Genomic DNA, 15,383 nt, shown 5'->3' with positions numbered 1-15,383 from the left:
GTTTAATTATGCATTCGAACATGTGTAGAATATCGTAGAATATCTAAAAAGATTCTTGTTCTGACCTACAGTGCACTGCCACCAAACAGGAAGCGATACTCCCAGTGTTTGCCGGAGATATCACTAGTGGTTACACCACCGCCAGCGTTGGAATAGGTGTGTAATACTTTTCCATCGCCCAGGTAAATCCCTGTGTGCGTAATGGTTGCGCTAGATTTATTCACGCCCGAATACGATGATGCAGAACTGCCTTTATAAGACATGAAATACATCAGATCTCCACGTTTCAGGTTTTTCCAATTCGTCTGAACCGAACCTTTCGCTTTTACATAGGCTCCCTGTTTGCGAGAATCCGCTGGAAGTTTGATGCCCAATGCATCGATGAAGGCTTGACGCACAAAGCTGGAACAGTCAAACGTCGCTGTGCTACTGCGACTGGCTCCGAATTCATAAGGTGTCCCCCAATATTTCATCCCTGCAGCAATCACTTTCTCCACAGCTGCATTACCGGTTACCGTTGTACCACTCGAACCTGATCCACTTGTGCTGCCACTAACTGCTTGTGTGTATTTGGATGAAGAAGATATGTAGCCTGTCCGATTAGCAGAATCCTTAATTTTATACCAATTCGAACCGGATTGCTGAAGCACCGTTACCGTTTCCCCTTTAGCGACCATACGAACAATCTTTGCAGAAGAAGCTGGTGATGTGCGAAGGTTTACGCCCCAGATTACTTTTACTTTTGAATTGTCAACAGCAGCTGCTGATACTTGTGCCGTTAGTGCTCCTGTCGTCAGACTTCCCATCAGCATCGTTGCTGTGACACTTGCCGTAATAATGGTTTTCTTCCAGTTCATGATGTCGAGTTCCCCCTGATGTTACAGAATTTTAACCTGGCTTGGTTCTCCCCGGCTTGCCCCATTGTAAACGGGCTATCCATAACGTTCATCAGTCGAAAGTCCTGTATTGATATAGGCACACTTGAGCACTAAGTATCAGGGTCTGTCCATCATCTGCTGGCAAAATTCACTGCTGATTCCTTCTTTTTCAAAGGTTAAATTATTGTAACTATTTGATGTGCTTCATTTTTCCACGCTACAAGAGTTAGGTCGTTTCTCATCCAGGACATGCGCCATATGACCTAGGTTTTAATGTTTATAATCGCAAATATGGTAAACATTACTATGGTTCATTTACCGATTACGGTACCCCGTATTCACATTTTTGCTTCCACCCTCGATACTGATCGATATACCAGCGGTGTCCGTGACATTATTTCGAATTTCATTGTTGCTTGATGAAGTTATATTCTTCGGTTATAACCATTCAAATATGAAGTATTTTCACAAAATAAGAAAAAGCCAGGGATTTCTCCCCGGCTAACCTGCATTATTAATATCATTACCCTACAGCTCTTCGAACAGGTTTTTAAGGTTCAATTCCCCATACCTTGGCGCCATCCTGATACGCTGTCACTTTAGTCCAGGCACTGAAGGCCGTATTGGTGGAATCAAAGGAATAATCATTCGTTTGGTCAAAAGTAGTCCAGTTGTTTTTGGAGAAACGTCCCTGGATGACTCCGGTCTCGGCACCCGCAGCCAAGCTGCCAGCATCCGGTTTGAATCCAATCTCCAGATAGGTGTCTGCCGTGCCCTTGGCCGGATCTACCGAAACAAAATGCCCTTCCACATTACCGCTGCCAATCTGTGCATAATCACACCAGAAGGTCAGATCAGCCGCACTATCCTTCGTGAAATAATACCGGATCTTCACTTTGCTCAAGTCCACAGCCGTTGTACCTGTATTCTTCACATTGAACTGCGGAGTAATCGCATTGCCGGAAGTTCCTGAACCACCACTGCGATACTGCACTTCAAGCGTGCCCGTTGTGACTGGAGGGGCCAATGGTGTTAGCACCAATACATTGGATATCGTCTGACCACTCGTATTCATCGCTACGACTCTGTAATTGTAAGCCGTACCATTCACCGCCGTAGCATCGGTATACGTCAGTGCGGTCAAACCTGTTGCCAGATCAGCATATGCCCCGCTACCCACCGAACGTTGTACTTTGTAAGTCGCTGCTCCAGTCGATGCTGTCCATGTCAGTACCGCCTGAGCATTACCAGCCGTTCCTGTAAGAGTGAGCGCGCCTGGCACAACGATACCTGCCAGCGGTGTTGCTGATGCCTGTGTTGACGGAGCGGACTCACCTACGGCATTCACCGCAGTGATGACATAATAATACGTTGTGCCGTTGGTCAAGCCTGTGTCCGTGAATGTCGATCCTGTGACGCCTGTCGCTACAGACGTATAAGGGCCACCGTTCACTTCTGCACGTTTCACCGTATATGACGTTGCACCAGCGGCTGCGTTCCAGTTCAGAACGACTTGCTCGCTGCCACCAGCAGCCGTTACGCCGACAGGAGCAGCCGGGACTTCAACTTCCGGCGTATCGGTATCACCAAGCAGACGATCATACTCGCCATACGCTGTAGCCATATCCACCTGTGACCAGAAACGGTGATACGTAAAGGTTGGAGCACCATTTTCCCACTGCTTCGTGGTCGGGTTATAAGACGTTTTGTACAGATTATCGAGGTAAGCCCATGCCGGGTCTTGTTTGATGGCTGGGCGCAGGTCAGAGTATCCAATGTAGACGCCATTGCCACCTTTCGCCGGATCGGAAGGTACACCAGCTGTACCTGGAATCGTGTTACCCTGACCGAAGGTTCCTGACCAGTTTGCCGGGATGTAGATCTCTTTCGCGAAGAAGCGGAAGTAGTCTTTACGTACTTCTTCCGTTACAATCCCCACGCCATCATTGTAATCCCAAGCCGTATCCAGTAGTGTCTCGGCCAGATCTTTCGCTTCCTGTCCTTTGGCACTGAGCGTTCCATTCTCTGCCTGAGTTCCTGCGGCAAAGAAAGTCAGCGCTTTAATGTAACTTCCCAGTACCCCTGTGTCCTGCGCAGGATCTTTCGTTACCACACGGAAGTTTGGATTTTCCGTAAAGGAACTGAAACCATTCCATTTGTCCGGTTGACCTTGCCACTCCTGACTGCCTGGAATCCAGAACTCTCCCGGGGCTGGAGTTGTTGCTACCTGGGCATTGGTACCGCCAAGAATACGTTGACCTGCCGCGTTCAGATAGTACCCTTGGGCATCCGTGACCGGACGCTCATCTACAAATACATAATCCTTGGACCAATCGATCCATTTGGTAATGACTTTTTTGGCCATCTGGAAGTTCTCGGAACTCAGATCTCCGCTCTCGGCGAGAATATAATACATCTCAGCTACACGTTCCAGCGACCATGCCTGGAATCCAAACCAGGTGTTGGAATCCGGATCACGATACACAGGTGCCTCCTGATAAGCCATGTCATAGAATGTACTCACCCCAGCCGGATAGGCTTTGTATGAACCGTCCAGGCTGTTCGTTGCACCTCCGCCAATCGCTCCTTCATGGGATTGCAACCATGTGTAGAACTCCAATTGACGCTTCAATGATGCATTCCAGTCTGCCTTAGCTGTAGCTGATTTTGGAATCAAGCCACCTGCCGGATCAGACAGTGCATATGCCGCGACCGGATTCTGATAGGCCTGATGAGTATGACTCGCACCAATCCGCCAAGCCCAATCCCCACCTTGACCCAAGCCACCGCCCCATGACGTATACCAGGCCATGAGATACATGTTTGAATCTTTACCTGTACCCGGCGTTGGCGTACCATTCTTCGCACTGCCGATCTTCTGGAAGTACTTGTCGTGCATTCCATAACGCAGATAGTCCCCCATCTTCTTCGCCTTATCCAGATACGCCGTATTGGTGTATCCCATCTCCTTCGCCCAATACAGCACTTGTACTGCACGTGCATCGGCGTCCGTTGCGTTCGTATAACGCCACTGCGCTGATGGTGCCTGCGTTTCTTTCGTAAACAGGCTCATGAATCCTTCGTTCGGCTTTCCAAATGTTTTATTATCCTGGGACGGATGCGGAATGGCTTCCCACACGGACTCCTGCTCCCCACGCTGGAACGTATTCACATAGGCAGCAGTATGAGATGGATTCAACAGGTTTCCATATCCGTACCAATTATCCACATCCACTAACCAGTGCATCAGGTAGGTCTGATTGTTACCATAAGCCGCCTTGAATTCCGCATCAAGCGGGTCCTTTCCTGCTGCATATTGTCCATTAATCGCCGAAGGATATTGATCCGGGAAAGGTTTCTCGGCTGCATACGTGGCAGGGCTATTCGGATTATAAAAGCTCATAGTTGGCTGCTCTTCCTTGCCATCGCCTTCATTGACCGGGATAATGTATTTCTCCATGCTGTCCCATGCCGCTTCCAATTGGGACCAATCCCCCGTATAGTGCCCATACATCGTCTCCAGCCATAACCAGTAACTGTAAGCCTCCGAAGTCGTCATATGCCCATGATCCGGAGCCTCGCTGAGCAGTGTTTCAATGGAATGATACGGAATGCCCTCTGGAGAAAAATATCCGTTCGCCGGATCTTTCAACTGATCGTACAATTGCAGAAACCGGGCTTCATTCATGCTGTCTGACTGAATCTCGATGGCCTGATCGGCGGCATGTGCCGTTTGCGGTCCTGCCCAGAGACCGGTGTATCCGGTCAACATGACGGTTCCCGCCAGCATGGCTGTTAAACTTTTTTTCGCAGCTGATTTCAACATTGATATATACCTCCCTGAAATAGTGGAAATTGAATATAAGTCTGTTGGTCTGCCCATGCTGATTTTTCGGCTTCCGACATTCCGTCAGTTACGGCTCCAAGCCCCATACTTTGGTGTTTCCCTGATACCCGGTTACCTTGTTCCAAGCGGTAAGAGCCGTCATGGATGCATCATAGGAATAGTCGTTACTTTGATCGAAATTGCTCCAATTTGTTTTGGAAAAGCGTCCCTGGATCACGCCAGTCTCTGCTCCAGCGGCCAAACTGCCCGCCCCGGACTTGAAGCTAATCTCCAGATATGTGTCAGCTGTACTCTTCGCCGGACTTACAGTACCAAATGTCCCTTCTATATTAGCTGCGCCAACTTGGGCATAATCGCACCAGAAGGTCATATTCTCCGTACCATCCTTGGTGAAGTAATACCGGATCTTCACAGTACTGAGATCAATCGGCTGTGTTCCCGTATTCTTCACGTTGAACTGCGGGGTTAGCGCATTACTCGAATTACTGGACCCTACACTGCGGTACTGCACTTCAAGTGTGTCGCTAGTCACCGGAGGTGCAGAAGGCGTTAGGGCCAGGACATTGGAAAGTATCTGTCCATTCGCATTTACTGCTGCAATCCGGTAATTGTACGCGGTGCCATTCACAGCTGTTGTATCCGTATAAGTCAGCACAGACAATCCGGTTGCCACATCCGCATATGCTCCGCCTGCAGCCGAACGTTGCACCTTGTAACTAGTAGCGCCCGAAGCTGCTGTCCAGTTGAGGACCGACTGCGCATTGCCAGCTGTCCCACTTAAAGTCAGTGCCCCCGGAACTGTCGTTACTGCTTGCGGTGTAGCCGACACCTGCACAGAACCTGCCGACTCCCCGGCTGAATTCACAGCAGTCACGACATAATAATAGGTCTTGCCATTCACAAGTCCCGTGTTCGTATAGGTCAGTCCATTCACACCTGTTGCGACAGATATGTACGGTCCTCCGCTCACCTCGGAACGCTTCACCGTGAATGATTCGGCCCCGGATACAGCTGCCCAGGTCAGGTTAACCTGATTGCTTCCGGCTATAGCCTGCACACCAGCAGGTATGCCCGGAACGGTGACTGGCGTAACACCAGGCTCCTGTCCATACACCTTTACCCCTGCATCATAGACTGGAAGGTACACGCTCTTCACAGGATTGCCTGTGGTCAGCGTCTGGAACGAGTGATCATTGCTTGCATTCCATGCGCCCTGCGGACCTGTAATGCGGAACTGTACTTCTTTGCGATAATTCCCTTCCCCACCTGGGTAAATCTTCGTATTGCTGAAATTTGCAGTGATCGCATAGATGTGCTCGGCCGCATTCACCACAACCGGTTGGGATACCGTCGCCCCCTCCGTATAGGAGGTTGTCACTTGCACGTCCGATACCGTACGTCCGGCAGCATACACTTCACTCAAATCCAGGAAATACTTAAAAGACAATTGATCCCCCATTCGAGCAGGCCAAGCGGAACGATTATTAAGTTGTGCCCTGATTTCCGTATAATTGGAACCCGATGATTTGATGGTAGCCTCAACAAAGAACTCATCACCCTTCACCTCAGGTGCAGGAAAGTTCGAAAGGGGCTGATGATTCTGCCCATACAACAGATTCATCTTCGCCAGTGCACCTGTAAAGCCAGCATTGTAATCGGTCGCCACCTCATTGCTCACATAATCTCCGATATCATCGGTATAGCCATCCGATGCGTCTGGTCCACCGACCATGGCACCGTACAGAACGTGGCGATGGTTAGCCGGGATATCTTCGTTATTCAGCCATGAACCGTGAGCAGTCCGATGATGCGGATGTTGGGGTGCATTTTGCCCGTATCCGACAACATAACTGCTCTGACGCGGGTTATCGCCTAGAATATAGTCCATTTGTGAGACGGCAAAATCCTGATATCTTGCTTTTTTCACAGGGTCACTGACCCAGTCGGAGTATACAAGCGAGATAAAAGACGCATTCGCTGCATATCGGAGCGAACCCCATTGATCCAGCCACGCCAGACCTCCCGGTGTATATCTGACTCTCTGTCCATTAGTCCCAACAGACCAGTAATCCAGGTTACGCTCGGTAGATTGAATAAACCTCACGGCTTCTGGCATGTTCAGACTGGACGTAATACGCGCCAGCAAAATTTGGGCACCATAGTTTTTGGTATCCCAGCCTTGTGTCCAGGTATATGGCCAATTGGCGGCACCTCCACTGGAAGACCACCGGTCCGTAGCTGCAATGGCTTTGGACAAGTAAGCGCTATCATTAGTAGCTAAATAAAGCCATGCCCCACCCCATGCCAGCTCATCATAGTATCCGGACCACGAGTTATAGAATGATTGTGCATCAGTGATACAATCGGAGTACTTCCCCCGATATGTATCTGCAAAGTGATACAGTTCCTTCGCATGGTGAAGCAGCTTCGCAGAATACACAGGATCATCATCGGCAAATACAATGGAGGCAGCTGCAAGTGATGCGGCAGTTTCTCCCGCCAGATCGCTGCCTGGACAGGAAGCATCAATCTTAAATGCAGGACGGTTCATCTGCATTACTTCAGCCGGGCCCCACCAGGCGTGATCCACATTCCCGGCTCCGACTTGTCCCCATAATTCATTTGGTTTCGTATGCGCTTTCATAAAGTAGTCTGTGGCCCACTTGATATTATCCTTAATCTCTTCCAGCTGTCCTGCCTGCTCATACCCTTCGCGGTATTCCACCACGGACCAGGCAAGCATGGTCGCAGAATAAGCCATGGGTAATCCAAATTTCACATGATCTCCGGCATCATACCATCCCCCGGTCAGATCAACCCCTACATCCGCCCCATCCTGCATCCCCGAATCGCCGCGCCATTCGACCCGATTGCTCTCTGGCAATGGACCCGAACGCTGCGCCTCATAGAAATAGATGGCCTTTTGCAGTGCTTCAGCATAGTTCTGGTTTCCGGCGGCCGCATCCGCCTTACGAATTCCTGTGCCCATCGATAAACTCCCTGCCAGTAGTCCTGCCGATAACGCGATCATGGCGACTCGTCTCCACCAGCTCCCTTTCATGTTCAATTATTCATCTCCTCTTCATCAATGTTCCGTATGCATTACTCTGGACTGCGAGTTTATATCGCTCCTCCCCATGGTGTATTTCAATGTAACTTCCACCATTAATTACCATTATAGTCTTTTGTTTAACTTGCTATATAAGCGTTGGTGACTTCTGAAATAACATTGTTGTGACCTCCTCTGCGTTAAGCGACAAAAAAAGCTGTTTCTCTGACGCATATGCGCCATAGAGAAACAGCTTCTCGATGTTGCTGTAATCAACACCACAGATCGAATGGCATTCTGACCATCTGGTCTGTATGTTTCTGTACACCTTAGGTATCAGAACATCTCATTGGTTACACTTTGAATTTGTTAATTTGCTCCTGCAGTTCTTCCGCCATCTTGGATAATGAACCTGCGGAGGATGCGATCTCTTCCATCGAAGCCAGCTGCTGCTGAGTTGCGGCAGATACATTATGCACTCCGCCTGCTGCTTCTCCGGCAATATTGGAGATCTGACTCACATATCCTACAACCTCAGTTGTACTCGCAGACATTTCCTCTGAACCTGCAGATACTTCCTGAATCTCACCCGCTACTTTGTTGACCGCATCCGAGATCTGCTCGAACACTTGTCCTGCCGCAGTAACCATCTCGATTCCGGCTTCTGTCTCACTGCTATTCACTTTGACTGCCTGAACAGCATGATCCGTATCTTTCTGGATCAATTGAACGAGATCTGTAATTCTTTGCGCAGATGTGGAAGATTCCTCAGCGAGCTTCCGCACTTCTCCCGCAACTACGGCGAAACCACGTCCATGCTCTCCTGCTCGTGCGGCTTCAATGGCTGCATTCAGTGCAAGCAGATTGGTCTGCCGGGCAATGTTGTTGATTACCTCGGTAATGGTGCCAATCTCTGCTGAACGTTCCCCCAACCCTGTAACCAGCTCTGTCAGCGAAGCAATGGAATTGCGAACAGAACCCATCTGTTCAACCGCTTGCTGAATAATCATGTTTCCTTCGGAAGATTGATTCGCCGCATCTACAGCAGATACGGATACACTCTGAGCAAGCTCGGCAATCTGCTCTGATCCGAGAGCCATCTCATTCATCGCCTGTGAAGAGCGCTTCACAATATCAACTTGATCAGACGTACCTACAGCCAGTTCCTCGACTGTTTGGGAAATCTGTTCCGAGGCTTGGGTATTCTGCTCTGCACTTGCAAGAAGCTCCTCCGATGAAGCGGCTACCTGTTCGGAAGTCATCGATACCGATTCAATCATGGAGCGCAAATTACCACTCATGGAATTGAAGGAAGCTGCCAGTGTTCCCAATTCGTCTTTGTTCTTAAGCACAATCGTCTCACCCGTCAGATCGCCATTGGCAATGGCCATGGCCGCTTCATTCATCTTTTTGATTGGACGTGAAATGATGCTTGCAATGAAGAAGGCAATAAATACAGCTACCAGGAATGCAAAAATCGTCACTGCCAAAATTACATTAAATGTACTTTCGGCCATCTCAACAGATTCATTCGTTGCCGCGTCCGATCCTTCATTACCCAGGGTAATTAACTTGGCGATCGAATCGTTTGCCGTGTACCACATTGGATAAGCCTCCCTGTGTAAACGACTGGACTCATCATAATTGTTGTTCAAACCAAATTCGATAAATGCTGGCATTTTCGCCACATAAGCATCATAATTCGTACTAAAATCATTGTAGAGCTTCATCGCTTCATCATTGCTCTCAATGAACGTTAGCAACTGTTTACGTTCATCTTCAATCTTCGTAAGCAGTAGCTGTAACGCTTCATTTAACTTGGCTGTTTCATCTTTGTTCTGTTCAACGATGATGGCCAGTGCCAAGCGCTCTACATCAGAAATATCACCGTTCATCTGACCCAGCAGACTTACACTCGGCATCCAGGTCTGATCCACAGCGCCCGCTTTATTGGCCATATCTTGGGTCTGTACTAACGCATAGCCACTTACAATAATCAACAAAGCTACGACTATGAGAAAACCAGTCAGTAACTTGCCTCGAATCGTTAACTTCAATTTCCCCAACCTGTTTCCCCGCGTGTCTTCCATGTGTCCCACTCCTCAAATAATACATATTTATAGTATATCGTCACCTATCGTCATGAATTGTAGATGTTAGAATTCAATTTCTAGAAATTTCATGTAACTTCGTATATAACGCAAAAGAAGCCTCCCATCTTTGGCAGAACCAGAGATAAGAGACTTCTTTCATTAAACGAAACTATCACTACTTCACTAGACATCACATTCAGCTGCTATCGGAAAACACGTCGGTGTATGTTAATGAAGAAGTCTGGAATCGATTTGGTATAATTGCGGGTTGTAATCAGAACTACACTAAGCAGACTTCCGAGAATGAATCCTCCCAGGATATCTCCAGGATAATGCACACCAACATATACACGAGACACCCCTGTCAACACAGCGAGTAACAGCATCCATAACCCGAAGCGACGTCCAATAAAGAATGAAGCAGCCGCTAGAGCAAATACAAAGGAAGCATGCTTACTTGGAAAAGAAGGATCAGGTACATGGGCAACCAGCTGATGCACGGTCCCTTCCACAAAAGGTCTTGGATGACCGACCGCTGGTGATATCCCCCACTTGGCCAGAACTAGCGCTACAATGGAAGCCACACATGCATAGAAAACCATTCGCTGTTTCGATGGATCGCCGAGAAACCATACGATAACGAGCAGTGCTATCATAATCCAGACTGCATACTCGGATGATGTAATCATAAACCAGTCCAGAAACGGAATTCGGTCTGCAAACTGATTGATCCAATTAAATATGGATTGATTCATACCGCCTTTTCATGCCCCCCCTTACACAAAACAAGATTATTTTTTACATAATAAATATACACTAACTATTTGTCAAACAATCTTCCATTTTACCGAAGTTACGAAATCAAAGAGGACATTTTTCTTTCTTTTTGTTAAACTAGTTTGGGTTACATATCAGTTCAATCATAGAAAGGTGAAGATTATGCTAAAAAAATGGTTATGGGGTACAGCCCTGACCTTGGCACTTGCAGTTACAGGTGTCATTGTCTATTACGGATATTCGATTGTTCATTTTGCCAATAGCATCTCCACTGCTTCCGGGACTACATCCAACTCGTCCTCTTCCGGCACAGACAGCGATTCAGACAAACCGACTACAACAATCCCCAGGTGGGAGGGCCAGGAACGGGTGAACATTCTGTTGCTTGGTGGAGACTCCAGAGGCGAGGATGCAGGGCGTTCGGACTCTGTCATGGTGGCTTCCATTGATCCGGTCACCAAGAAAGCCCATCTGTTCTCTGTATTGCGAGATACCTATGTTGCAATTCCCGGGCATGGCAAGAGCAGGCTTAATGCAGCCTTTTCCTTCGGGGGGGCGGAGCTGACCAAACAAACCGTCAGTGATCTGCTCGGTATTCCCATTCAGCATTATGTCTACACGGACTTTACGGGCTTCATGGCACTCGTTGATGCTGTAGGCGGCATTGAGATCGATGTGGAGAAAGACATGTACTACACCAGTAAAGCAGATAAACATATGTACGACATTGACTTGAAAAAAGGTCTGCAACATATGGACGGCAAGACCGCCCTGCAATATGTTCGGTTCCGGCATGATGCCACCTCGGATTTCACACGCACCGAACGACAGCGGATCTTCATGACCGAGCTAGCCAAGAAGATGCAGAGCACCACATCACTCTTTAAAATCCCGGATATCCTGGAAGCCATCGCTCCCTATATTGAGACGGACCTTAGTCCAACTCAGATGTTAAAACTCGCATCACTTGGCTTCGATATCCATGTGAACGATATCGATCAGCAGCAGATTCCCCCGAACAAGCTGCTCACCAATGAACTCGCGGGCTCAGCACAGGTACTGGGTGTCGATGTAACGAAACTCCAGTCCTACATTCAGAAACTATTTGAAGAAGATACCTTGTCCTCGGAGACCCAATCATCAGAGGATATGAACTAAAACAAGCAAGAAACTGGAGCATGATTGAACAAGATATGCCTGAGTGATATATCAACAAAAAAGACGGCCGAAGCCGTCTTTTTTAGTACCTATTTTCTTCATTTAATGCAGCCTTAATGTTTAACAGGTACCCTTATATGATAAACTCCGGTTCCTGGAGGGAGGACTACATGTGAAAAAACCACGCATAGCGGAATGGACCGCGCTACGAGGCATTGCTTTTCTGGCGATCGTCATGCAGCATACGATCGCTGAATATATCTATCGCGCCGATATTGAACAACCGGATTCCATTATGCTGACCATGATTTATCATCTGACCCGGTTCGGTACGCCAACGTTTGTATTTCTATCGGGTGTAATGTTGTTTTACCATCATCGTAGCACCAAACCGGATTATCCTCGCTTCATTCGGAAACGATTGGGTGATATTTATATGCCATTTGTCGTATGGACACTGATCTACTGGCTTGCTGTCCGTATCTTCACCCCCGCGTTCTGGTCTGCAGGCATACCCGATTTTCGTAGTCTCATTCGTGAACTGTTCTTCCCGCAGACGGGATATCATCTCTGGTTTGTCATTATGGTGTTTCAGTTCTATATCTTGTTCCCCCTGTTTTTGGCAGGAGCAAAAGCCATTCAGAGACGTATACAGAACGCCTCACGTTTCACGCCCATGCAAGTCATGATAGGGCTCATTCTTCTTGCAGCAGCGTTGTATGCCCTGCTTATGAAATGGTCCTACTATAATATGGGTGGTTGGACAGAATCACTGTCCGAGCCTTGGTCAACGTTACTGCGATATCGATCCTATTCATGGATCATGTACTGGTTCTACTTTTTGCTGGGAGCCGTGTGTGCCTGGTCAGTGGATAACTGGCGGAGCCTGATTACCAAGATCCTGCCTTGGACGATTTGTCTGTTCATAGGCATGTATATTTGGCTTGGATACGATGTGCTACGCGGGTCCGGGGATGTTGTTAATCTGAATATTTCGACCTATCTGAAGCCAACCACATTCCTGATCATTATGGCTCAGATGCTTATGTTCTACGGTTTCCTTGTACTAATGCAAGGCAAAGACACGAAGTTTCAGCACCTTTTATCCTGGATAGGCCGCTACTCATTTGGTGGATATCTGGTTCATGCACTGGTGATCTACGCGATCGCTTACGTCACCAGACCGCTTCAACTCAGTGGATGGCATCTGCCGATAACCTTGCTCTCGTTCCTTGTAACGGTTGTTATGGCTCTTGCGATCAGTTGGGCGCTGTCCAAGCTTCCTGGCTCCCGCTTCACGGTAGGGTTAATGCGCAAATCAAGCCCCAGACCTAATCCATCTGTTACGGCGGACAAGAGAAATTCACCACAGCCAAGCCCATCACCTGTTCCCATCCGCAGTCGGGGAACGAGTGAGACATGATGAAGCAAGAAGAGCGTCCCCCTTATGGAGACGCTCTTCTTTTATTTCACTTCAGTCGAAGTGGATCTTCCAGGGACAGGCTCCTGGGAACCTGGGGCTTCATGTGCGTTGCCCTTCTGATTCACAAACCTCTTCAGATCACCTGTCAATTGTTCCTTCAGCTTGTCTACTAGCTGCGTTTCACTAATGCCTTTTGCCTGAGCAATCTCAGACAAGGATTTTCCTTCCTGAAGCTGCTCGTGCAGTTGAGCAGGTGTGACTCCAATGAACCGGGCAATGGCTCCCTTATCTACCATGGAACGTTTGCCATGGTGAGCAAACTCACGCCGCAAATCACGAAGCGGGGTATTGATGACTTTTTTCAACTTGGTATCCATGTCTGCCTTCGTAGCTGCTGCTTGTTCCTTGGTGAGACAACCCTCATCTACAGCTTGATCCAGACGCTGCGCAAGTGTAGGCTTCAACTTCTGCAACAACTGTTCCTCACTGAGTCCCTTGCGCTCTTTGGCAATCTGAGACAATGTCTTGCCCAGTTCCATCTGTTCTTTTAGATCCCTAAGCCCAATCCCAAGCAAGTCTGCCGTTTCACCAATCATAAACAGGCCATGTCCTGCCTGCATGCATGGCTTCGCTTGTTTGCCGGAAGAAGAAGCTTTAGACCCATCCTCATGTTCCTCAGCCCGAACGGCTGGATCAGCGAATGCCACATGCCCTGTTGTTGCTGTTATAACTACGGCTGCCAATCCGGCTGCCATCCATGTTTTCCATTTTATTTGCATTTTTCTGCCGCCTTTCCAATGTCGAAATCCTGTGCCTTCCTAGTTTGAGCCTAAAATCCACTTTTTTATGCCATAAAATACAAAAAGTCATCATTTTTCTCACAAATGATCACAAAAAATCCTATTTTTTTCAGTTTGTTTCCGCTATACTAAATGTAACTTCATGATCTATATCAGTTGAACTACATATTATTTACACTGACACTACGCTGACAGAACAACCTTCCAATCGCTGTTATCCCCAGATTTTTTGATTCCCTTTCCTAAGGGAAAAATCCGGTGATAAAGGCGAACGCTTCGCTTTTTCAGGTTCTTTCTGTCCTCTCCGTAATCGTGTAAATGATTAATTCAACTAATATAGTTGAACAGTCCTGGAATACCTTAGTCGCAGGAAGGACGATATGTAACGATGCGAAGAGAATGGTTAGATCCGTTTAGATCCGATCTGGAGGCCGTATTCGCTTCAGCGGAAGAACTCGTACGGAAATATCCCGAACCCCTATCAGGATATGGATTGGAACAACTTCATTCGGTCAATCCCCTGTTACGCGACTCGGGGCATAGTTATATCGGGTATATCATTCCACTCTGGATGCAACATTCGGATGGACTATTCCGTGAGCACGCACACCAATTGAGTACAGCCTGCCTCATTCACATGTTATATTTCCTGAATCAGGACGATGTGATGGATGAACAGCCTGAGAACGCCACACGGAAGTTATCCCTGGGTAATCTATACTACCTGGATGCACTTCAATCCTACTCGGAGTTATTCGAACCCACCTCCACATTTTGGATCTATTTCAGACAATACGTCGTGGATTGGGCCGTTAGCGTTACGGGTGAGCATTTCATTGACTATTTTCAACATAATCCCTTGCTGATTGCGCAGAAAGCTGCCCCTCTGCTCATTGGCGCTACTGGTGCACTCCTTCTGCTGGAACAATCCGACCAGATGAACCCGGTGTGCTCTGCCATCAACATTACACTCATGACACTCCAGATGACTGATGACTTCACAGACACGCAACAAGATGCTGTGCATGGAAACTACAACAGCTACCTCTCCCACATATCCGCAGCACTGAATCATAACTATCCAGATCATCCTCTAAGTGAACGTATACATGACAATGTATACAGTACACAACTCATGAACTCATACGTAGACATTGCTAATCACTATAATCGTACATTAACATCTTCTAACTTGGGAATATCGCATCTTGAAGCGTTCAATTCTTATTTATGCAGCACTTTGGTACAAGCTGTTCAGGAGATTACACAACGAAAAAAAAGGCTCCTCCAAGGCGGGTTTCATTACTGGATCAGCGATCAACAGCTGGAATCCTGAGCATCAGGGATGAAGCTGATTC

General features: G+C 47.8%; 9 protein-coding genes. 3 read left to right on the top strand and 6 right to left on the bottom strand.

The features are described from left to right. Window positions 1-65 precede the first annotated feature (65 nt). From WFI24_RS04915 to WFI24_RS04895, 5 genes are all read right to left on the bottom strand, one after another. Window positions 66-857 carry a C40 family peptidase gene (locus tag WFI24_RS04915; RefSeq protein WP_336759211.1) on the bottom strand — a complete coding sequence of 264 codons (792 nt, stop codon included), beginning with the start codon at window positions 855-857 and terminating at the stop codon, window positions 66-68. Window positions 858-1,428: 571 nt separating this feature from the next. Then, entirely contained in the window at window positions 1,429-4,704 is a 3,276-nt protein-coding gene (locus WFI24_RS04910) for a glycoside hydrolase family 48 protein (RefSeq protein ID WP_336759209.1), read from the bottom strand. 88 nt (window positions 4,705-4,792) lie between these two features. Then, window positions 4,793-7,786 (bottom strand): glycoside hydrolase family 9 protein, encoded by a 2,994-nt coding sequence (locus WFI24_RS04905; protein ID WP_336759635.1) that lies wholly within the window; start codon window positions 7,784-7,786, stop codon window positions 4,793-4,795. Between the two features lie 341 nt (window positions 7,787-8,127). Beyond that, window positions 8,128-9,864, bottom strand: a complete 1,737-nt coding sequence (locus WFI24_RS04900; RefSeq protein ID WP_336759208.1) for a methyl-accepting chemotaxis protein — start codon at window positions 9,862-9,864, stop codon at window positions 8,128-8,130. 206 nt (window positions 9,865-10,070) lie between these two features. After that, window positions 10,071-10,622 carry an undecaprenyl-diphosphatase gene (locus tag WFI24_RS04895; protein ID WP_336759206.1) on the bottom strand — a complete coding sequence of 184 codons (552 nt, stop codon included), beginning with the start codon at window positions 10,620-10,622 and terminating at the stop codon, window positions 10,071-10,073. A 184-nt stretch (window positions 10,623-10,806) separates the two neighbouring features. Here WFI24_RS04895 and WFI24_RS04890 point away from each other — a divergent pair, with 184 nt between their 5' ends. Further along, window positions 10,807-11,802: an LCP family protein gene (locus WFI24_RS04890; protein ID WP_336759204.1), complete on the top strand. Its 996-nt coding sequence runs from the start codon at window positions 10,807-10,809 to the stop codon at window positions 11,800-11,802. A gap of 172 nt (window positions 11,803-11,974) precedes the next feature. Beyond that, on the top strand, window positions 11,975-13,225 hold the full coding sequence (locus WFI24_RS04885) for an acyltransferase (protein ID WP_336759202.1): 1,251 nt from the start codon (window positions 11,975-11,977) through the stop codon (window positions 13,223-13,225). A 41-nt stretch (window positions 13,226-13,266) separates the two neighbouring features. Here the strand turns inward: WFI24_RS04885 and WFI24_RS04880 are convergent, their stop codons facing one another. After that, entirely contained in the window at window positions 13,267-14,004 is a 738-nt protein-coding gene (locus WFI24_RS04880) for a hypothetical protein (protein ID WP_336759200.1), read from the bottom strand. A 409-nt stretch (window positions 14,005-14,413) separates the two neighbouring features. Between WFI24_RS04880 and WFI24_RS04875 the strand changes: the two genes are divergently transcribed. Continuing rightward, window positions 14,414-15,361 (top strand): hypothetical protein, encoded by a 948-nt coding sequence (locus tag WFI24_RS04875; protein ID WP_336759198.1) that lies wholly within the window; start codon window positions 14,414-14,416, stop codon window positions 15,359-15,361. Window positions 15,362-15,383: the final 22 nt, after the last annotated feature.

Source organism: Paenibacillus sp. USHLN196 (assembly GCF_037144955.1).
In the GTDB taxonomy this organism is placed as follows: domain Bacteria; phylum Bacillota; class Bacilli; order Paenibacillales; family Paenibacillaceae; genus Paenibacillus; species Paenibacillus xylanexedens_C.
The sequence above is the reverse complement of the archived record's forward strand: the minus strand, read 5'-3'. Positions and strand labels throughout refer to the sequence as shown.